General features: G+C 71.5%; 19 protein-coding genes and 1 tRNA gene. 19 read left to right on the top strand and 1 reads right to left on the bottom strand.

The window, feature by feature from the left end; all coding sequences use genetic code 11:
• From AB0469_RS16445 to AB0469_RS16420, 6 genes are all read left to right on the top strand, one after another.
• Positions 1–195, top strand: a complete 195-nt coding sequence (locus tag AB0469_RS16445) for a hypothetical protein (RefSeq protein ID WP_366452055.1) — start codon at positions 1–3, stop codon at positions 193–195.
• Positions 196–209: 14 nt separating this feature from the next.
• Complete coding sequence (locus AB0469_RS16440) at positions 210–800, top strand: hypothetical protein (protein ID WP_366452054.1); 591 nt, start codon at positions 210–212, stop codon at positions 798–800.
• Between the two features lie 171 nt (positions 801–971).
• A complete protein-coding gene (locus AB0469_RS16435; RefSeq protein WP_366452053.1) occupies positions 972–1,847 on the top strand; it encodes a bifunctional DNA primase/polymerase in 876 nt (291 codons plus the stop codon).
• A complete protein-coding gene (locus AB0469_RS16430) occupies positions 1,844–3,004 on the top strand; it encodes an AAA family ATPase (protein WP_366452052.1) in 1,161 nt (386 codons plus the stop codon). The genes AB0469_RS16435 and AB0469_RS16430 overlap by 4 nt, the downstream gene beginning before the upstream one ends.
• The gene (locus AB0469_RS16425) at positions 3,001–3,195 is read left to right on the top strand and encodes a helix-turn-helix domain-containing protein (RefSeq protein ID WP_366452051.1); all 195 of its coding nucleotides are present in this window, start codon (positions 3,001–3,003) and stop codon (positions 3,193–3,195) included. The genes AB0469_RS16430 and AB0469_RS16425 overlap by 4 nt, the downstream gene beginning before the upstream one ends.
• The gene (locus tag AB0469_RS16420) at positions 3,192–4,661 is read left to right on the top strand and encodes a site-specific integrase (protein WP_366452050.1); all 1,470 of its coding nucleotides are present in this window, start codon (positions 3,192–3,194) and stop codon (positions 4,659–4,661) included. The genes AB0469_RS16425 and AB0469_RS16420 overlap by 4 nt, the downstream gene beginning before the upstream one ends.
• Before the next feature lie 160 nt (positions 4,662–4,821).
• Here AB0469_RS16420 and AB0469_RS16415 read toward each other — a convergent pair.
• Positions 4,822–4,893, bottom strand: a tRNA-Arg gene (locus AB0469_RS16415).
• A 107-nt stretch (positions 4,894–5,000) separates the two neighbouring features.
• On the opposite strand from AB0469_RS16415, the gene AB0469_RS16410 reads away from it, so the two are divergent.
• From AB0469_RS16410 to AB0469_RS16350, 13 genes are all read left to right on the top strand, one after another.
• Positions 5,001–5,468: a response regulator gene (locus tag AB0469_RS16410; RefSeq protein WP_362056445.1), complete on the top strand. Its 468-nt coding sequence runs from the start codon at positions 5,001–5,003 to the stop codon at positions 5,466–5,468.
• A 114-nt stretch (positions 5,469–5,582) separates the two neighbouring features.
• Positions 5,583–6,512 (top strand): ArgS-related anticodon-binding protein NrtL, encoded by a 930-nt coding sequence (nrtL, locus tag AB0469_RS16405; protein ID WP_366452049.1) that lies wholly within the window; start codon positions 5,583–5,585, stop codon positions 6,510–6,512.
• Positions 6,513–6,531: 19 nt separating this feature from the next.
• Complete coding sequence (gene lysA, locus AB0469_RS16400; protein WP_366452048.1) at positions 6,532–7,923, top strand: diaminopimelate decarboxylase; 1,392 nt, start codon at positions 6,532–6,534, stop codon at positions 7,921–7,923.
• A 159-nt stretch (positions 7,924–8,082) separates the two neighbouring features.
• Entirely contained in the window at positions 8,083–9,372 is a 1,290-nt protein-coding gene (locus tag AB0469_RS16395; protein ID WP_042820321.1) for a homoserine dehydrogenase, read from the top strand.
• Between the two features lie 6 nt (positions 9,373–9,378).
• Positions 9,379–10,449 carry a threonine synthase gene (gene thrC / locus AB0469_RS16390; protein WP_366452047.1) on the top strand — a complete coding sequence of 357 codons (1,071 nt, stop codon included), beginning with the start codon at positions 9,379–9,381 and terminating at the stop codon, positions 10,447–10,449.
• Positions 10,450–10,794: 345 nt separating this feature from the next.
• Positions 10,795–11,733, top strand: coding sequence for a homoserine kinase (thrB, locus tag AB0469_RS16385; protein ID WP_366452046.1), 939 nt, complete (start codon positions 10,795–10,797; stop codon positions 11,731–11,733).
• Between the two features lie 428 nt (positions 11,734–12,161).
• Positions 12,162–14,240, top strand: coding sequence for a transcription termination factor Rho (gene rho / locus AB0469_RS16380; protein ID WP_366452045.1), 2,079 nt, complete (start codon positions 12,162–12,164; stop codon positions 14,238–14,240).
• Between the two features lie 173 nt (positions 14,241–14,413).
• On the top strand, positions 14,414–15,517 hold the full coding sequence (locus AB0469_RS16375) for an LCP family protein (protein ID WP_366452044.1): 1,104 nt from the start codon (positions 14,414–14,416) through the stop codon (positions 15,515–15,517).
• Between the two features lie 171 nt (positions 15,518–15,688).
• Positions 15,689–15,907 (top strand): 50S ribosomal protein L31, encoded by a 219-nt coding sequence (rpmE, locus tag AB0469_RS16370; RefSeq protein ID WP_007266580.1) that lies wholly within the window; start codon positions 15,689–15,691, stop codon positions 15,905–15,907.
• A gap of 120 nt (positions 15,908–16,027) precedes the next feature.
• The gene (gene prfA, locus AB0469_RS16365; RefSeq protein ID WP_366452043.1) at positions 16,028–17,107 is read left to right on the top strand and encodes a peptide chain release factor 1; all 1,080 of its coding nucleotides are present in this window, start codon (positions 16,028–16,030) and stop codon (positions 17,105–17,107) included.
• A gap of 45 nt (positions 17,108–17,152) precedes the next feature.
• On the top strand, positions 17,153–17,998 hold the full coding sequence (prmC, locus tag AB0469_RS16360) for a peptide chain release factor N(5)-glutamine methyltransferase (RefSeq protein WP_042813202.1): 846 nt from the start codon (positions 17,153–17,155) through the stop codon (positions 17,996–17,998).
• 55 nt (positions 17,999–18,053) lie between these two features.
• A complete protein-coding gene (locus tag AB0469_RS16355; protein WP_366452042.1) occupies positions 18,054–18,701 on the top strand; it encodes an L-threonylcarbamoyladenylate synthase in 648 nt (215 codons plus the stop codon).
• On the top strand, positions 18,698–19,336 hold the full coding sequence (locus AB0469_RS16350; RefSeq protein ID WP_366452041.1) for a protein-tyrosine-phosphatase: 639 nt from the start codon (positions 18,698–18,700) through the stop codon (positions 19,334–19,336). The genes AB0469_RS16355 and AB0469_RS16350 overlap by 4 nt, the downstream gene beginning before the upstream one ends.
• The last annotated feature ends 110 nt before the right edge of the window (positions 19,337–19,446 follow it).

The raw sequence follows: 19,446 nt of genomic DNA, 5'->3' as shown, positions 1-19,446 counted from the left end.
ATGATCTTCACCATCTCCGCCGTCCTGCTGTTCGGCACCGGGTCCTACTTCGCCGTCCGCACCAAAGCCGCCGGCGCCGGTGCCGCAATCGTCCTGTTCCTCTTCGGCTTCTTCGCCGCCGGCACCGGCGCGTACGAGCCCATCACGAACGTCGTGAAGTCCACCGCCCAGGCCCTCACCGACCTCGCCAACTAAGAAGGGGAACCCCGATGTACGAGCCGATCACCTACCAGCACTGGGCCGTCAAACTCGCCCCCAAGGCTGTCCCGGCACTGGTCACCAGCACGGTCCTGATCCTGGGCAGGATCTGGAACGCCAACGGCGCCGAGCACAGCACCGGGAACGCCGCGCTCATGACCGTGCTCGCCCTCGGGGCGGCAGTGGCCGGAGGGCTCGCATCCGCGGGCCGTGCCGGTGACGCGGCGCTCGCGGGGACCGGGTTCGCACTCTCCGGTGGCCTCGCCCTCGCTGGGGTCGCTGGGTACGCGGACGGTCTGTCCCTGCCGCTGTTGCTGTGGGCCCTGGCCACCACCGTCGCCTACAGCCTCGCCAACCGGTACTGGCGCACCGACCGCCGCGAATCCCTCGCCCACGACCGGCACACCGCCGCACGTCGTGAGGAGCACGCCCACGTCGAACGCGTCGAGATCCTGCGTGCGCGCACGCAGATCGAGGTGGCTCGCGAGGCCTCCACGTACGCCACGGCCCTGGCCGAGGCCATGACCACTCGCGCGATGTTGCCCGGCTTCGACCCTGAGGCGCTCACCCGCGCCGGGCTCCCCTCCGGCCCCACCAAGTAGGTACGCCGCGGAGGCGGGACTCCCCAGCAAGGTCGCCCGCCGCCGCGGCCCTCCCCGCCTATCCGAAGACAGACAGGAGACCCCAAGCATGACCTACCTCAAGCCCGTTGCGCACCGGGGCAAGCACCAGCCCTCGCGCCACGGCTGGCCGTGGAGCTGGCGGGTGGCCGCATGAGCGCCTACGTCGGATGCCTGCATGTCGCTCTCGACCTCGCCGCGCGTGGGGTTCCCGTGCTGCCGCTCAGCCGCGACAAGCGGCCCGTGGCCAACTGCCGCGCTTGCCGCGAGAACGCGTGCGGCGGCCGACCCGTCATGAAGACGCCCGGCCCCTGCCTGTGCGTGCGGCCCTGCCACGGGTGGGCCGCCGCCACCACCGACCCCGAGACCCTCACCTCCGGGGCGTGGGCTTCGGCGTGGCGACAGGCGGGATCGGTCGGCTACCACCCGGGCGCCGCCGGCCTGACCGTGGTGGACCTGGACAGCTCTGAGGCGGTCGCCTGGGCCCACAGCGCGCTCCCCTCCACGCGCGCAGTGCCCAGCACTCGCGGACAGCACTGGATCTACCTCGGTGCCATGGCCTCACACAACGCCGTGCGCCCCGGGGTGGACCTGAAGTCCTCCATGGCCTACGCCCGCTGGCTCGGGCCCGGCACCGGCACCATGGTCCGTCTGCCCGATGCCGTCCGCGCCTTACTCGCGAGGGAAGAGACCACCCCCGCCCGGGGGCGGGTGGCCTCTTCTACCCCCGGCCCGACAACCTTCAGCCGGGACGTCGCCGGTGGCTGCCGGCACAACGAGACCTTCATCAGCGAGGGCTTGGCCCGAGGGCTCGCCCTGATCGCTGCCAAGCGCGAATCCGGGGCCGGAGGTCAGACGTTCGGGGTCGCTCGATTCCTGGCAGCCCAGCACGCCAACTGCCCGGGACCGTGCGCGCTCGGTCCGGTACGGGAGCAGCTCGTGGCGGCCGCCGTCGCCGTGGGCGTACCCGAGCGCTACGCCGAGCGTGCCGTCGCCCGTGGCTTCGCCAACGTGGGGGCTGCTGCATGACCGCCAATCCGATCCCGCCGCTGCACCTCTACTCCGTACCGAGCGAGTCGCCCAGGGCAGATCAGGCGAGCCCGCCGAAGCGCGAGAGGCCGCGGACCGCGTGGACCGCCGATCAGCTCATGGCGACGGAGTTCCCCGAACCGAAGTGGGCCGTGCCCGGCATCCTCGCCGAGGGTGTCAGCCTCCTCGCCGGACCGCCCAAGGTCGGAAAGTCCTGGCTCTCCCTCGGGCTCGGCCTCTCCGTCGCCGCCGGCGGCCATGCCTTCGACACTGTGCCCGTACAGGGCGGACCGGTCCTATACCTCGCCCTGGAGGACACACCCCGCCGCCTGCAGACCCGCATGGGCAAGCTCCTGGGCGGGCGTGCCGCGCCCGCCGGGCTCACGCTCGTAACCGAGTGCCCGCCCTTCCCCCAGGGCGGCAGCGAGGCCATCGCCCAGTGGCTGGAGCGCAATCCGGATGCCCGGATGGTCGTCGTCGACGTCTTCGCCAAGATGCGGGGGCAGGCCCTTCAGGGTGTGTCCGCGTACGACGCCGATTACGTGGCCGTCGGCTACGCGAAGCGGCTCGCCGACCATTACGGCATCGCCGTCGTCCTGGTCCACCACGTCCGCAAGGCTGCCTCGGAGGACTTCCTCACCGAGGTCTCCGGGACCAATGGGATCGCCGGCGCCGCGGACGCGACGCTCGTACTCAAGCGGGCCCGCGGCCAAGCCGATGGCATCCTCCACGTCACCGGCCGCGACGTGAATGAAGCCGAGTACGCGCTCCAGTTCCAGGAGGCATCCGGGGCCTGGAAGCTCCTCGACGGGCCCGCTTCCGACCACACCGTCGGAGACACGCGGGCGGCGATCCTCCGGTACGTCCGGGCTCAGCCCGGGGCCAGACCGCGAGAGATCGCCGACGGGCTCCCCGGCCTGGATGCCGACACCGTCCGCCGCACCTGCTCCCGCATGGCCGCGGACGGCCAGCTCACCAAGGACGCCGGCGGCCGCTACTTCCCGGACACCGAGGCACGGACACACCACACGCCGGAGGTGTCCCAGCTGTCCGACTGTCCGGCCGAGCGATCTGACCTGCGGAAAACACCCGGACAGTCAAAGCGTGAGCTGTCCGAGGTGTCCGGTCCGACCGATACCGAAGGGGCATCTCAGTGAGCGCGCGTGCCGTGCACGACAAGATGACCGTCAAAGAGGTCATCGCCGATCTGAGGGTCGCACCCTCGACCTTCTACCGATGGCTGCAACTAGGGAAGGCTCCCCGCCCGATCAAGCTCCCCAACGGGGACCTGCGATTCCGTCGCTCCGAGTACGAGCGCTGGCTTTCCGCGCGGGAGGATGCCGCGTGATCCACCGCAGTTCCGGTGACGACTCGGGGGCCCACGGGAGTGGGCGCCCGGGTGGTCTCTTCACCGAAGAGCTCTCCACCAATGTGCGGCTCTGGAAAATCATGCAGATCAGGAGCAAAAGGGCTCCTTATCAGCTCCGATGGACAGTTGACGGCCGCGTGAAAACGGCCAGCTTCGCCACGTTCACTCTCGCGGACAGTCGCCGTTCCCAATTGCGTCATGCGATGACCTGCGGCGAGGCATTCGGTGTGGACTCTGGACTTCCCGTCTCGGAACTCAGGGCCCAGGCCGAGAAGAAATCGGAGAAGGGGGACCTGAACTGGTGGGCGTTCTCCCGCGAGTACATGGCCGTTCGGTGGCGTACCGCGGCGGCCAAGACCAGGGAAGGACTGGCGGACAGCCTCGCCACCGTCGCTATCGCCATGGCGGGGGAGGGCGCCAAGGCTCCGCGACCTGAAGATGTACGGCTTGCCGTCCGGTGGGCCGTCGTCCCGAGCCATGCGGAGCAGGACCCGCCACCAGAGCTCCGCGCCGCGGCCCGATGGCTCGCGGAGAAGTCCCTCCCACTGTCCGCGCTCCAGGACACCCGCGTGGTTCGTGACGTCCACTACCGGCTCGCCTTCAAGCTGGACGACTCCCCAGCGGCCGCGGAGACCTACAAACGCCGTCGCCGCGGCTTCAACACGGCCATGGAGTACGCCATCCAGGAGGGCTACCTCCAGCGGAATCCCCTCGCGGGCGTGAAGCGGCCTGCGACCGCCGGCAGTGGAGTCGTGGATCCACGCGTTCTCGTGAACGAGCTACAGGGGCGCCAACTGCTCACTGCTGTCTCATACGTCGGCTCGGTCCACCGGAACCGGGGGCGCAGGCTCATCGCATTCTTCGCCTGCATGCTCTATTCGGCGACCAGGCCAGCGGAAGCGGTGGGGCTCACTCTCCCGCAATGCCATCTCCCCGAATCAGGGTGGGGAATGTTGACCTTGAAAGAGACCCGCCCGGTCTCGGGTCGGAAATGGACGGATTCAGGAGAACGCCACGACCGGCGCGGCCTGAAGTCCCGCGAGGCGGACAAGGATCGGCCGGTGCCGATCCCGCCGGTCCTCGTGGCCTTCCTGCGCGCACACGTGGCGGAGTTCGGCACGGCGCCGGACGGGCGGCTCTTCTCCAACGAGCGAGGGGGAGTCCTCGGCAGCTCCAGCTACTGGCGCGTCTGGCAGGAGGCGAGGGAACTGGCCCTGCCGCCGGACAAGGCGGCTTCGCCCCTCGCACGCCGCCCGTACGACCTCCGGTCGACGTGCATCACCAACTGGCTCCGCGCCGGCCTGCCCGTGGCCGAGGTGGCCCGCCGAGCGGGCAACTCCCCAGAGGTCATCCACCGCAACTACGCCGGCTGCCTCGACGACAGCGAGGAGGACAACAACAGGAAGATCGAAGAGGCGATGGGGTGGGGGAGCGGCGAGTCCTGAGGGCGCCCGCCCTGGGCTCCGGCTCGTGCGGCTCACGCACCACTCACGCGAGAACAGTGAGAGACAACGAGAAAGCCCCGGACTCAGTGGGACTGAGTTCGGGGCTTCATCTTTTGGCACTTCAGCAGGTCAGCGACACTTACACACTGCCTAGCTGGAGTGCCCCCGGCAGGATTCGAACCTGCGCACACGGCTCCGGAGGCCGTTGCTCTATCCCCTGAGCTACGGGGGCGTGTCGTTCGCTTTGCGGCGACGGGTTGAACACTACCAGCTTCCACGGGGTGATCAGGAACCGTTTTGGGCGGGAGGGGGGAGGTCGGTCGCCCGGAGGGGGTGGAAGTGGCAAAAACCCGGACGCGGGGGCTTAGGGCGACCTACTCTCGAGTTGTGCCAGGCGCCTCGGGCCGGGTGCTTGTTGTCGACGACAACAAGGTCATCCGGCAGCTGATCAAGGTCAATCTCGAGCTGGAGGGCTTCGAGGTCGTGACCGCGAACGATGGTGCCGAGTGCCTGGACGTCGTCCACCGCGTGTGTCCCGACGCGATCACCCTTGATGTGGTCATGCCCCGACTTGACGGGTTCGGGGCCGCCGCGCAGCTGCGGGCCGACCCGCGGACGCGGCACGTGCCCGTCGCCATCGTCAGTGCCTGTACGCAGCACGAGGTGGAGGCCGGGATCGCCGCCGGCGTGGACGCCTTCCTCGCCAAGCCCTTCGAACCCGCCGAGCTGGTGCGGGTCGTGCGGCGGCTCGTCGAGCGGAAGGACCGGCGGGAGCGGAAGGGCGCCCCGGCCGGTAGGGGGGCGTAGGGCGAGGGTGTGAGGGTGTAAGGAGAGGGGGCCGGGGGCCGCCTCGTCCGGGGCCTGTTCCACATGGCGAAACCCGATGCATGGGGGAGGGGCTTCTCCCCTAGGCTGGGCTCCGTGATCCCCGCCGACCTCTCTCGTGCCGTCGTACACGCCGTGCGCCGTGCCGTCGAGGCCGGGGAGATGGACGGGCCCGTGCCCGCGCGGGTGGTCGTCGAGCGGACCCGGCCCGGAGGGGTGGGGGAGTACGCCAGCCCCGTCGCGCTGAGGATGGGCAGGGGGGCCGAGGGGGCCCTCGTGCTCGCCGGGGCGCTCGCCCGGGAGCCCGGGATCGCGACCGTCGACGTCACCGGGCCCGGGTTCCTGAACTTCACCCTCGCCCCCCTGTCCGCCGCCGAGCTGGTGCGGGACGTGAGGGAGAGGCCCGAGCGTTACGGGTGTGCCCCGGCGCTGAGCGAGGCGGTCGGAGGGGATCGCGAGCACGTCGTGCGCGCCGCCGTCGCGCGGATCCGCGCGGGCCAGGGGTTCCCCCGGGAGGACGCGGGGACGGCCGTCGCTCCCGTCGCCCGCCGGGACGGGGACGTGCGGGCGCGCTACGGGGCCGGCGCCGCGGTCTGGGCCATGCTCGCCGTGCCGGCCAAGGAGACGCCCTCCTTCACCGACGCGCTGCTCGTCCAGGGCGAGGAGAACGAGTTCTTCCTCGTACGGTACGCCGCCTCGCGCGCCCGCGCCCTGACCCGCGAGGCCGGCCGCCTCGGCTTCCGCGCCGAGCCCGGCGACGCCGACGCGCCCGCCCTCCTGCGCGCCCTCGCCGACCACCCCCTCGCCCTCGAGGCCGCCGCGCACCACGGGGCGCCCGAACGGCTCGCCCGGCACCTCGTCGCCGTCGCCGACGCGCTGCTCGACTTCCAGCACCAGGTCCTGCCCCTCGGGGACGAGAAACCCTCGGCCGCCCACCGTGCCCGGCTGGCTCTTGCCGAAGCCGCCGGGGCGGTGCTGGCCGGCGGCCTCGCCCTCCTCGGCATGGACGCCCCAGCCTTCTTGTGACTTCCGAAGAGAGATTCCGATGAGCCGTTCCGCGCACCCCGCCGGGCCCCGCCACGCCGACGTCCTGCCCGAGGGCCACTACGCCCCGCCGCCCGCCGACCTGAACGCGCTCGACGAGAAGGTCTGGTCGCGGACCGTCACGCGGAACGAGGACGGGGTCGTCTGCGTCGGCGGCATCGAAGTGACCCGGCTCGCGGAGGAGTTCGGGACGCCCGGCTACTTCCTCGACGAGGAGGACTTCCGGGCCCGCTGCCGGGCCTGGGCGCACGCCTTCGGCAAGGACGCCGACGTCTTCTACGCCGGCAAGGCGTTCCTGTCCAAGGCCGTCGTGCGGTGGCTGAAGGAAGAGGGGCTGAACCTCGACGTGTGTTCGGGCGGGGAGCTGGCCACCGCCCTCGCCGCCGAGATGCCCGCCGAGCGGATCGCCTTCCACGGCAACAACAAGTCGGAGGCGGAGATCCGGCGCGCGGTCGGCGCCGGTGTGGGGCGGATCGTGCTCGACTCGTTCCAGGAGATCGCGCGGGTCGCGCACATCGCTGCCGAGCTGGGGGTGCGCCAGCCCGTGCAGATCCGCGTCACCGTCGGCGTGGAGGCGCACACCCACGAGTTCATCGCCACCGCGCACGAGGACCAGAAGTTCGGGATCGCCGTCGCCGACGGCTCCGCCGCCGAGGCGGTGCGGCGGGCGCTCGGGCACGACAGCCTGGAGCTGCTCGGCGTCCACTCCCACATCGGCTCCCAGATCTTCGACATGGCCGGCTTCGAGGTGTCCGCCAAGCGGGTCGTCCGGCTGCTGGCCGCCGTCCGCGACGAGCACGGCGTCGAGCTCCCCGAGATCGACCTCGGCGGCGGCCTGGGCATCGCCTACACCTCCGCCGACGACCCGCGCGAGCCCCACGAGATCGCCAAGGCGCTCACCGAGATCGTCGCGCGGGAGTGCGAGAGCGCGGGGCTCAAGGCCCCCCGGATCTCCGTCGAGCCCGGCCGCGCCATCGTCGGCCCCACCGCCTTCACCCTCTACGAGGTCGGCACGATCAAGCCGCTGGAAGGCCTGCGCACGTACGTCTCCGTCGACGGCGGCATGTCCGACAACATCCGGACGGCCCTCTACGACGCCGAATACGCCGTCACCCTCGTCTCCCGCGTCTCCGACGCCGAGCCCATGCTCGTCCGCGTCGTCGGCAAGCACTGCGAGAGCGGCGACATCGTCGTCCGCGACGCCTTCCTGCCGGCCGACCTGGCCCCCGGCGACCTGATCGCCGTGCCCGCCACCGGGGCGTACTGCCGCTCCATGGCCAGCAACTACAACCACGCGCTCCGCCCGCCCGTCGTCGCCGTGCGCGACGGGGCCGCACGGGTGATCGTCCGGCGCGAGACGGAGGAAGATCTCCTGTCCCTCGACCTCGGATGATTCCCATATTTTCGGGACGGGGCGTCCGGTCCCGAAAATAGACGTCTCACTCAATGGACCGAAGATGGAAACTGCTGTCCATTGAGTGAGACTGGTTCATACCTGGCGCGTAACCCGCGCGCCGGGAGCGAAGAAAGATCGAAAGGCGTAGGTCGAATGATGCGTACGCGTCCGCTGAAGGTGGCGCTGCTGGGCTGTGGAGTGGTCGGCTCAGAGGTGGCGCGCATCATGACGACGCACGCCGACGATCTGGCGGCCAGGATCGGCGCGCCCGTCGAGCTCGCCGGCGTCGCCGTGCGCCGCCCCTCCAAGGTGCGCGAGGGCATCGACCCCGCGCTGGTCACCACCGATGCCACCGCCCTGCTCAAACGGGGCGACATCGACGTGGCCATCGAGGTCATCGGCGGCATCGAGCCCGCCCGCACCCTGATCACCACCGCCTTCGAGAACGGCATCTCCGTCGTCTCCGCCAACAAGGCGCTGCTCGCCCAGGACGGCGCCGCGCTGCACGCCGCGGCCGAGGCGCACGGGCTGGACCTCTACTACGAGGCGGCCGTCGCCGGCGCCATCCCGCTGGTCCGCCCGATGCGGGAGTCCCTCGCCGGCGACAAGATCAACCGGGTGATGGGCATCGTCAACGGCACGACGAACTTCATCCTCGACAAGATGGACTCCACCGGCGCCGGCTACCAGGAGGCGCTCGACGAGGCCACCGCCCTCGGCTACGCCGAGGCCGACCCGACCGCCGACGTCGAGGGCTACGACGCCGCCGCCAAGGCCGCGATCCTGGCGGGCATCGCCTTCCACACCCGCGTCCGCCTCGACGACGTGTACCGCGAGGGCATGACCGAGGTCAGCGCCGCGGACTTCGCCTCCGCCAAGCGGATGGGCTGCACCATCAAGCTCCTCGCCATCCTGGAGCGCGCCGCCGACGGCGAGTCCGTCACCGCCCGCGTCCACCCGGCGATGATCCCGCTCAGCCACCCGCTCGCCTCCGTCCGCGAGGCCTACAACGCGGTCTTCGTCGAGGCGGAGGCCGCCGGCCGGCTCATGTTCTACGGGCCCGGCGCGGGCGGTTCGCCGACCGCGTCCGCGGTCCTCGGCGACCTCGTCGCCGTCTGCCGCAACAAGCTCGCCGAGGCAACGGGGCCCGGCGAGTCGGCGTACACCCAGCTGCCCGTCAGCCCCATGGGGGACGTCGTCACCCGCTACCACATCAGCCTCGATGTGGCGGACAAGCCGGGCGTCCTCGCCCAGGTGGCGACCACCTTCGCGGAGCACGGCGTGTCGATCGACACCGTCAGGCAGCAGGGCAAGGACGGTGAGGCCTCCCTCGTCGTCGTCACCCACCGCGCACCCGACGCCGCCCTCTCCGGGACCGTCGAGGCGCTGCGGAAGCTGGACACCGTGCGCGGTGTCGCCAGCATCATGCGTGTTGAAGGGGAGTAAGGACCCATGAGCAGCAATCGCACCCACCAGTGGCGCGGCATCATCGAGGAGTACCGGGACCGCCTGCCGGTCACCGAGACGACCCCCGTGGTCACGCTCCGGGAGGGTGGCACTCCCCTCGTTCCCGCCCAGGTGCTCTCCGAGCGCACCGGCTGCGAGGTGCACCTCAAGGTCGAGGGCGCGAACCCCACCGGGTCCTTCAAGGACCGCGGCATGACCATGGCCATCACCAAGGCCAAGGAGGACGGCGCCAAGGCCGTGATCTGCGCCTCCACGGGCAACACCTCCGCCTCCGCCGCCGCGTACGCGGTGCGCGCCGGCATGGTGTCGGCGGTCCTCGTGCCGCGCGGCAAGATCGCGCTCGGCAAGATGGGCCAGGCCCTCGTGCACGGCGCCAAGATCCTGCAGGTTGACGGCAACTTCGACGACTGCCTGGACCTGGCCCGCGCGCTGTCCGACAACTACCCGGTCGCGCTGGTCAATTCCGTCAACCCGGTGCGCATCGAGGGCCAGAAGACGGCCGCGTTCGAGATCGTCGACGCGCTCGGCGACGCCCCCGACATCCACGTGCTGCCCGTCGGCAACGCCGGCAACATCACCGCGTACTGGAAGGGCTTCAAGGAGTACAAGGCCGACGGCCTGGCCTCCCGTACGCCCCGCGTCTGGGGTTTCCAGGCCTCCGGCTCGGCGCCCATCGTGCGCGGCGAGGTCGTCAAGGAGCCGCACACCATCGCCACCGCGATCCGCATCGGCAACCCGGCCTCCTGGGACCACGCGCTCGCCGCGAAGGAGGAGTCGGGCGGTTTCATCGACGAGGTGACGGACCGCCAGATCCTGGCCGCCTACCGTCTGTTGGCCTCCCAGGAGGGCGTCTTCGTCGAGCCCGCCTCGGCCGCCTCCGTGGCCGGCCTGCTCAAGGCCGCCGAGCTGGGCCTGGTAGACCCCGGCCAGAAGATCGTGTGCACCGTCACCGGCAACGGCCTGAAGGACCCCGACTGGGCGGTCGCCGGTGCGCCGCAGCCCGTCACCGTCCCGGTGGACGCCGAGGCCGCCGCCGTCCGCCTCGGCCTGGTCTGACCCCGGGCCCGTCCGGGCCCCCGGCCGCACCCGCGGCCCCTGACCCGATTGCCGGATTCCGGAAACCTTCCGGAATCCGGCGACCCGGGCCGTACGACACCGGAAGTCCACGGCAATTCAGCGGAATCGACCGGAAGACGCCGACACGCATCGTGCGCCTCCTGTGCGCCCTATGTCGCGGGAGAACCTTCCTTCGATACGCTGTACTTACATCCGCCACCGCGCATATGACCGCGGTGCTGCCCCGAGGGCCTTCGGGTGTCGTACGTTCTCCAGTACATTTCGCAGCGAAGATCCCGCACAGCCCGCCGGATCCCGCACAGTCACAAGGAGTGTCATCGACCGATGGCAGGTCCAGCGTTCCGCGCCGCCGCCGTACGAGTGCGCGTGCCCGCCAGCAGTGCCAACCTCGGCCCCGGCTTCGACGCCCTCGGCCTGGCCCTGGGGCTCTACGACGACGTGGTCGTCCGCGTCGCCGACTCCGGCCTGAACATCGACATCGCGGGTGAGGGTGCCGACACCCTCCCGCGCGACGAGAGCCACCTCCTCGTACGCTCCATGCGCACCGCCTTCGACCTGCTGGGCGGACAGCCGCGGGGCCTGGAGGTCGTCTGCGCCAACCGCATCCCGCACGGGCGGGGCCTCGGCTCCTCCTCGGCCGCGATCTGCGCCGGCATCGTCGCCGCGCGCGCCGTGACCATAGGCGGAGAGGCCAGGCTCGACGACACGGCGCTGCTGGAGCTCGCCACCGAGATCGAGGGCCACCCGGACAACGTCGCGGCCTGCCTGCTCGGCGGTTTCACCCTCGCCTGGATGGAGGGGGGCAGTGCGAAGGCGATCCGTATGGACCCCGCCGATTCCATCGTTCCGGTGGTCTTCGTGCCGTCGAAGCCGGTCCTGACCGAGACCGCGCGCGGCCTGCTGCCGCGCTCCGTCCCGCACGTGGACGCCGCCGTGAACGCGGGGCGCGCGGGCCTGCTCGTGGAGGCCATGACCAGGCGTCCCGAGTTCCTGCTGCCCGCCACCGAGGACCGGCTGCACCAGGAGTACCGCTCCCCGGCGATGCCGGAGAGCGTGGGACTCGTCAACCGGCTGCGGGCGGACGGCATCCCCGCGGTCATCTCCGGCGCGGGCCCCACGGTCCTCGCGCTGGTCGACAACGACGCGGCCGACAAGGTCGCGCAGCTCGCGGGCGAGGGGTGGGCCGCGAACCGGCTGGCCCTCGACGCCGCGGGAGCGAGCGTCCTTCCGCTGGGCGCCCAGGGCGGTCAGCCCGTGTCCTAGCACCCCGGGTGCTGGGAAGTGGGGCCCGCCGAGGCGGGCGGCCGGGCAGGCCGCCCGCCCGCGGAGGGCGATTGCCGGTGATTGAGAGGGGGAATGTCTGTTGGATCCGGTAGTGTTAATCTCAAGTACGCAACCGAAGCCGCCATGGCTCGGTGCTCAGTGTCCCCATCCGGGACCACCTTTCTTCCGGGAGCCTCCCCGACTGCTTTGATCGCTGCCAGCAGTTTCGGGCACGCTCCGGAATCGGCGTGACATTCCCACGCTTCCAGCTCGGGGGCTTCTCGCCGGAACCACGCACGTTTCTCTCTCCGCCGTTCTACCGGCGGACCACCGCCCCGGCACGGTCCACACACCTAGGACTGTTGTCGGACAGCACAACCGGTCGCCGAGCCAGACAGGCCGACGTCCGCTCCAGGGAAGGACCCTTCGTGAGCGACACCACCGATCTGATGGGCGCTGCCGACACCAACGTCGACACCAGTGCCCCCGCCGCGGGCGCCGCAGCTGCCACCGCCACCCGGCGCCGCCGCTCCGGCACCGGCCTCGAGGGCATGGTCCTGGCCGAGCTGCAGCAGGTCGCGTCGGGCCTCGGTATCAGGGGCACCGCGCGCATGCGCAAGAGCCAGCTGATCGAGGTCATCAAGGAGGCGCAGGGCGGCAGCGCCCCCAAGGCCGCGGCCCCCGCCGCCGACGCCGCCGAGGCCAAGCCGAAGCGCCGCGCCACCAGCAAGGCCCGTACGGGTGAGGCGGCCGCCGCGGCGCCCGCCGAGAAGCCCGCCGCACAGGCCCAGATCGAGATCCCGGGCCAGCCGATCAGCGAGGACGCCCCGGCCGGCGAGCGCCGCCGCCGCCGCGCCACCGCCCCCTCGGGCAGCCCCGAGTCCTCGGCCCCCGCCGTCGTGCAGGTCGAGCAGAAGACCGAGGCCCCCGCGGCCGCCCCGCAGGCCGAGGCCAAGGCGGAGCAGGCCGTGGCCGTGTCCGCCCAGGGCCAGGGCCAGGCCCCCGCCCAGGAGGCCGGCGAGGGCCGCAGCCGCCGTGACCGCCGCGACCGCGGCGAGCGCGGTGAGCGCGGTGAGCGCCAGGGCCGCCGCGACCGCGGTGCCAAGGCCGACGAGCAGGGCGGCCAGCAGCAGGGCGGCCAGGCCCAGCAGCAGGGCGGCCGCCAGGACCGCGCCGACCGCCAGGACCGCGCCGACCGCCAGCAGCAGGGCGGCGGCCGCGGCCAGCAGGGCCGCCAGGACAACGGTCCGCAGGACGACTTCGACGGCGAGGACGGCCGGCGCGGCCGGCGCGGCCGCTACCGCGACCGCCGTGGCCGCCGTGGCCGTGACGAGTTCGCCCCGGGCGAGCCGCAGGTCGCCGACGACGACGTCCTGATCCCCGTCGCGGGCATCCTCGACATCCTCGACAACTACGCGTTCATCCGGACCTCCGGCTACCTGCCCGGCCCGAACGACGTGTACGTCTCCCTCGCCCAGGTCCGCAAGGCCGGCCTGCGCAAGGGCGACCACACCACCGGCGCCGTGCGCCAGCCCAAGGACGGCGAGCGCCGCGAGAAGTTCAACGCGCTGGTGCGCCTGGACTCCGTCAACGGCATGTCGCCCGAATCGGGCCGCGGCCGCCCGGAGTTCCAGAAGCTGACCCCGCTCTACCCGCAGGACCGGCTCCGCCTGGAGACCGACCCGGGGGTGCTGACCACCCGCATCATCGACCTCGTGTCGCCGATCGGAAAGGGCCAGCGCGGCCTGATCGTGGCCCCGCCGAAGACCGGCAAGACCATGATCATGCAGGCGATCGCCAACGCGATCACCACCAACAACCCCGAGTGCCACCTGATGGTCGTCCTGGTCGACGAGCGTCCGGAAGAGGTCACCGACATGCAGCGGTCGGTCAAGGGCGAGGTCATCTCCTCGACCTTCGACCGCCCGGCCGAGGACCACACCACGGTCGCCGAGCTGGCCATCGAGCGCGCCAAGCGCCTCGTCGAGCTGGGTCACGACGTGGTCGTCCTGCTGGACTCCATCACCCGTCTGGGCCGCGCGTACAACCTCGCGGCGCCCGCCTCCGGCCGCATCCTGTCCGGTGGTGTCGACTCGACCGCGCTCTACCCGCCGAAGCGCTTCTTCGGTGCCGCGCGCAACATCGAGGACGGCGGCTCGCTGACCATCCTGGCCACCGCGCTCGTCGACACGGGCTCGCGCATGGACGAGGTGATCTTCGAGGAGTTCAAGGGCACCGGCAACATGGAGCTCAAGCTCGACCGCAAGCTCGCCGACAAGCGCATCTTCCCGGCCGTCGACGTCGACCCGTCGGGTACGCGCAAGGAGGAGATCCTCCTCAACAGCGAGGAGCTCGCCATCGTCTGGAAGCTGCGCCGGGTGCTGCACGCGCTCGACTCGCAGCAGGCGATCGAGCTGCTGCTCGACAAGATGAAGCAGACGAAGTCGAACGCCGAGTTCCTGATGCAGATCGCCAAGACGACCCCGGCCGGCAAGAACGACGACTGACCGGGCCGCCCGCACGACGCGACCGCCCCCGCCGCACCCGCGGCGGGGGCGGTCGCGCGTGGTGCGACCTTCGCCACAGGCGTGCGGCTCGCAGGGAAAGCCGTGGAACCCTGGAATGCGTTCGTCCGTCTGAGTGAGGGAAGACGGGCAACGGAGCCAGGACTGAGGAGAGCATGAGCGAGGACAGCAGGGGCGGCGGCCGCCGGGCCGCGCGCGGGGGACGGCGCAGGGGGCAGCCCCGGCGCCGCAAGGGGCTCAGAGTGGCCGCCTGGACCGCCGCCGGCGTGGTCCTGCTGGGCGGCGGCAGCCTCGGCTGGTTCTACTTCAAGCTCAACGGCAACCTGCACAGCGTCGACATCGACCAGGCCCTGGGCAAGGACCGCCCGCCGAACGTCGACAACGGCTCGATGGACATCCTGGTCCTCGGCTCCGACTCCCGCGACGGGGCGAACAGCGAGTACGGCGCGGACGACGGCGGCTCGGCCCGCTCCGACACGGCGATGATCATCCACCTCTACCAGGGCCACAAGCAGGCCAGCGTGGTGTCGATCCCGCGGGACACGATGCTCCCGCGGCCCGCCTGCCCCATGGCCAAGGGGAAGACCAGCGCCCCCCGGCAGCGCGCGCAGTTCAACGAGGCCTTCACCATCGGCGGGGCCGCCTGCGCCGTGAAGACCGTCGAGGCGATGTCGGGGATCCGCATGGACCACTACATCGAGGTCGACTTCACCGGCTTCAAGAACATCATCGACAACCTCGGCGGGGTCGAGCTCACGACCACCAAGCCGATCAAGGACTACGGCAGCCACCTCGACCTGCCGGCCGGCTCCCACAAGCTCAACGGCGAGCAGTCCCTCGGCCTCGTCCGCACGCGCAAGACCGTCGGCGACGGCGGCGACCTGGGCCGAATACAGCTGCAGCAGGCCTTCATCAAGGCGCTGATCAAGCAGGTCAAGGGCGTCGGCGTCTTCGACAGCCCGAAGAAGCTCTACGGCCTCGCCGACTCCGCCACCAAGGCGATCACCACCGACAAGGCCCTCGGCGACGTGAAGTCCCTCGCGAGCTTCGCCCAGGGGCTCCAGGGGATCAGTGCCGAGAACATGCACATGATCACCGTCCCGGTGACCCAGGACCCGCTCGACAAGGACCGCGTCGCGCTCCTGGCCAAGGACTCGAAGATGGTCTGGGACGCCCTGCTGGCCGACCAGCCCATCCCCGCCGCGGCCACCGAGCACTCCAACGGCGACAAGAGCACCGCCGGCTCGATCGTGCAGTAGCCGGCTCCTCCGGCGGGGGCGGAATAGATGCCGGCCCCACCCCGTTGAGGGGAGCGTTCCGAGAATTTTGACAGGCGGCCCGGTCCTGGCAGACTGGTCTGTCGGCCCCGGTTCACGCAGTGCGCAATTCGGCTCCTGCGACCCGGCGCCCTCCCGAATCTAGGAGACACCTTGAAGCGCGATGTTCACCCCGAGTACGTCGAGACCCAGGTCAGCTGCACCTGTGGCGCGTCGTTCACCACCCGTAGCACCCTGACCGAGGGCACCATCCGTGCCGAGGTCTGCTCCGAGTGCCACCCGTTCTACACGGGCAAGCAGAAGATCCTCGACACCGGTGGCCGTGTGGCCCGCTTCGAGGCCCGCTTCGGCAAGGGTGCGGCCAAGAAGTAGCGCGACCCAGGCGCCGGTCACCGGCCGCCCCCTGACCACGCGGGGGCGGCCGGACCGGCGCCTTTGTCGTCGTATCGACAGCCCAGCCCACTTTTGACTTTTTCACCCCAGGAGCATCCGATGTTCGAAGCGGTCGAGGAACTGGTCGGCGAGCACGCCGACCTCGAGACGAAGCTCGCCGACCCTTCGGTCCACTCCGATCAGGCGAACGCCCGCAAGCTGAACAAGCGCTACGCGGAGCTGACCCCGATCGTGGCGACCTTCCGTGCGTGGAAGCAGTCGGCCGAGGACATCGAGACGGCCAAGGAGCTGGCGGCCGACGACCCCGACTTCGCCGCCGAGGTCAAGGAGCTGAGCGCGCAGCGCGAGGAGCTCACCGAGAAGCTCCGCCTGCTGCTCGTCCCGCGCGACCCCAGCGACGACAAGGACGTGCTCCTGGAGATCAAGGCCGGCGCCGGCGGCGACGAGTCCGCCCTGTTCGCGGGCGACCTGCTGCGCATGTACCTGCGCTACGCCGAGCGCGTCGGCTGGAAGACCGAGATCATCGACTCCACCGAGTCCGAGCTCGGCGGCTACAAGGACGTCCAGGTCTCCGTCCGCACCAAGGGCGGCAACGGCGCCACCGAGCCCGGCCAGGGCGTGTGGGCCCGGATGAAGTACGAGGGCGGCGTCCACCGCGTCCAGCGCGTCCCGGCCACCGAGTCCCAGGGCCGCATCCACACCTCCGCCGCCGGCGTGCTCGTCACCCCGGAGGCCGAGGAGGTCGAGGTCGAGATCAACCCGAACGACCTGCGCATCGACGTCTACCGCTCCTCCGGCCCCGGCGGCCAGTCCGTCAACACCACCGACTCGGCCGTGCGCATCACGCACCTCCCGACCGGTGTGGTCGCCTCCTGCCAGAACGAGAAGAGCCAGCTCCAGAACAAGGAGCAGGCCATGCGCATCCTGCGTTCGCGCCTGCTGGCCGCCGCCCAGGAAGCCGCCGAGCAGGAGGCCTCCGACGTGCGCCGCAGCCAGGTGCGCACCGTGGACCGCTCCGAGAAGATCCGTACGTACAACTTCCCGGAGAACCGCATCTCGGACCACCGCACCGGTTTCAAGGCGTACAACCTGGACCAGGTGCTCGACGGCGACCTCGACTCGGTCATCCAGGCCTGCGTCGACACCGACTCCGCGGCGAAGCTCGCGGCCGCGCACTGACCCTCGCACCACCCCCCCCGTACGACAGCAGCCCGGAGGACCAGCGTGAACTTGCTGCTTGCCGAGGTGGCCCAGGCCACCCAGCGGCTGGCCGCCGCCGGCGTGCCCTCACCGCGTTTCGACGCGGAGGAGCTCGCGGCCTTCGTGCACGGCGTCAAGCGGGGGGAACTGCACCACGTCAAGGACGCGGACTTCGACGCCCGCTACTGGGAGGCCGTCGCCCGCCGCGAGGCGCGCGAGCCGCTCCAGCACATCACCGGCCGGGCCTTCTTCCGCTACCTGGAGCTCCAGGTCGGCCCCGGGGTGTTCGTGCCCCGGCCCGAGACCGAGTCGGTCGTGGACTGGGCCATACAGGCCGTCCGGGCCATGGACGTGGTCGAGCCGCTGATCGTGGACCTGTGCACCGGCTCCGGCGCCATCGCGCTCGCCATGGCCCAGGAGGTGCCGCGCTCGCGCGTGCACGCCGTGGAGCTGTCCGAGGACGCCCTGCGCTGGACCCGCAAGAACGCCGAGGGCTCCCGGGTCACCGTGCACCAGGGCGACGCCCTGACCGCGCTGCCCGAGCTGGACGGCCAGGTCGACCTCGTCATCTCCAACCCGCCGTACATCCCGCTCACCGAGTGGGAGTACGTGGCCCCCGAGGCCCGCGACCACGACCCCGAGATGGCCCTGTTCTCCGGCGAGGACGGCCTCGACACCATCCGCGGGATCGAGCGCACCGCCCACCGGCTGCTGCGGCCCGGCGGCATCGTCGTGATCGAGCACGCGGACACCCAGGGCGGCCAGGTGCCGTGGATCTTCGCCGACGAGCGGGGCTGGGCCGACGCCGCCGACCACCCCGACCTCAACAACCGCCCGCGCTTCGCGACCGCCCGCAAGGCCATGCCGTGACGCCCACGACCCCGATCGCCCACGACACCACCCCGCTGCACGAGGAGGCCCGCTGATGGCCCGGCGATACGACTGCAACGACGCGACGGACCGCAAGACGGGCCTGCGCGAAGCGGCCTCCGCCGTACGCCGCGGGGAGCTCGTCGTGCTGCCCACCGACACCCTGTACGGGATCGGCGCGGACGCCTTCAGCAGCGAGGCCGTCGGCGACCTGCTCGCCGCCAAGGGCCGCGGCCGCAGCATGCCCACCCCGGTGCTCATCGGCTCCCCGAACACCCTGCACGGCCTCGTCACGGACTTCTCCGAGCAGGCGTGGGAGCTCGTCGACGCCTTCTGGCCGGGCGGGCTCACGCTCGTCGCCAAGCACCAGCCGTCGCTGGCCTGGGACCTGGGGGAGACCCGCGGGACCGTGGCCGTGCGCATGCCCCTGCACCCCGTCGCGATCGAGCTGCTGACCGAGGTCGGCCCGATGGCGGTGTCCTCGGCGAACCTGTCCGGGCACCCGGCACCGGAGGACTGCGACGCGGCGCGCGCCATGCTGGGCGACTCCGTCTCCGTCTACCTGGACGGCGGGCCGACCCCGAGCACCCTGCCGTCGTCGATCGTCGACGTCACGGGGAAGGTTCCCGTGCTGCTGCGCGAGGGCGCGCTGACCGCCGAGCAGCTGCGGGAGGTCGTACCCGACCTCGAGGTGGCTCCGTGAGCCCTCAGGGGCGTGGCATAGCCAAGGGAGACACCTTCCGCATACTCCACGTCAGCACCGGGAACGTGTGCCGCTCGCCCATCACCGAGCGGCTGACGCGGCACGCGCTGGCGCACCGGCTGGGCGCGCTGGGGCTGGCCACCGGTGACCTGATCGTGGAGAGCGCGGGCACCTGGGGCCACGAGGGCGCGCCGATGGAGGCCAACGCGGCGGCCGTGCTGGAGGACTTCGGCGCGGACGCGTCGGGGTTCACCGGGCGCGAGCTGCTCGACGAGCACGTCATACGGGCCGACCTGGTGCTGACCGCCACCCGCGACCACCGGGCCCAGGTCATCTCCATGGGGCACTCGGCGGGGCTGCGGACCTTCACGCTGAAGGAGTTCACGCGGCTGGTGCGGGCCATAGACCCGGCGACGCTGCCGCCGCTCGACGACGGGATGGCCGAGCGGGCCCGGGCGCTGGTGCGGGCCGCCGCCGCGCTGCGCGGGTGGCTGCTGGCGCCCTCCGCCGACGCCGACGAGGTGTACGACCCGTACGGGTCGCCGATCACGTTCTTCCGCTCCGTCGGCGATGAGATCAACCAGGCGCTGGACCCCGTCGTCACCGCGCTGACGGGCGTGGCCGGGCCGCGCTGACCCTCCGGGCGGCGCTCAGGACCGCCGGGCCGGCGGGCGCCCCGCGCGGCGGCTGCGGCGGGGCGGCTCGCAGGGCGTGAACGCGGTGCCCGGCCTACAGTGGCTGGTAC

The organism is Streptomyces sp. NPDC093801, assembly GCF_040701585.1.
Taxonomy (GTDB): domain Bacteria; phylum Actinomycetota; class Actinomycetes; order Streptomycetales; family Streptomycetaceae; genus Streptomyces.
Note: the sequence above shows the minus strand (reverse complement) of the source record. Positions and strands in the feature narration are given on the sequence as shown.

Coding starts and splice junctions, on each gene's coding strand:
- thrB (WP_366452046.1), top strand. CDS start 10,795: ATGGCAGGTCCAGCGTTCCGCGCCGCCGCCGTACGAGTGCGCGTGCCC.
- AB0469_RS16375 (WP_366452044.1), top strand. CDS start 14,414: ATGAGCGAGGACAGCAGGGGCGGCGGCCGCCGGGCCGCGCGCGGGGGA.
- AB0469_RS16355 (WP_366452042.1), top strand. CDS start 18,054: ATGGCCCGGCGATACGACTGCAACGACGCGACGGACCGCAAGACGGGC.
- thrC (WP_366452047.1), top strand. CDS start 9,379: ATGAGCAGCAATCGCACCCACCAGTGGCGCGGCATCATCGAGGAGTAC.
- AB0469_RS16435 (WP_366452053.1), top strand. CDS start 972: ATGAGCGCCTACGTCGGATGCCTGCATGTCGCTCTCGACCTCGCCGCG.
- prfA (WP_366452043.1), top strand. CDS start 16,028: ATGTTCGAAGCGGTCGAGGAACTGGTCGGCGAGCACGCCGACCTCGAG.
- AB0469_RS16395 (WP_042820321.1), top strand. CDS start 8,083: ATGCGTACGCGTCCGCTGAAGGTGGCGCTGCTGGGCTGTGGAGTGGTC.
- lysA (WP_366452048.1), top strand. CDS start 6,532: ATGAGCCGTTCCGCGCACCCCGCCGGGCCCCGCCACGCCGACGTCCTG.
- AB0469_RS16430 (WP_366452052.1), top strand. CDS start 1,844: ATGACCGCCAATCCGATCCCGCCGCTGCACCTCTACTCCGTACCGAGC.
- AB0469_RS16445 (WP_366452055.1), top strand. CDS start 1: ATGATCTTCACCATCTCCGCCGTCCTGCTGTTCGGCACCGGGTCCTAC.
- AB0469_RS16440 (WP_366452054.1), top strand. CDS start 210: ATGTACGAGCCGATCACCTACCAGCACTGGGCCGTCAAACTCGCCCCC.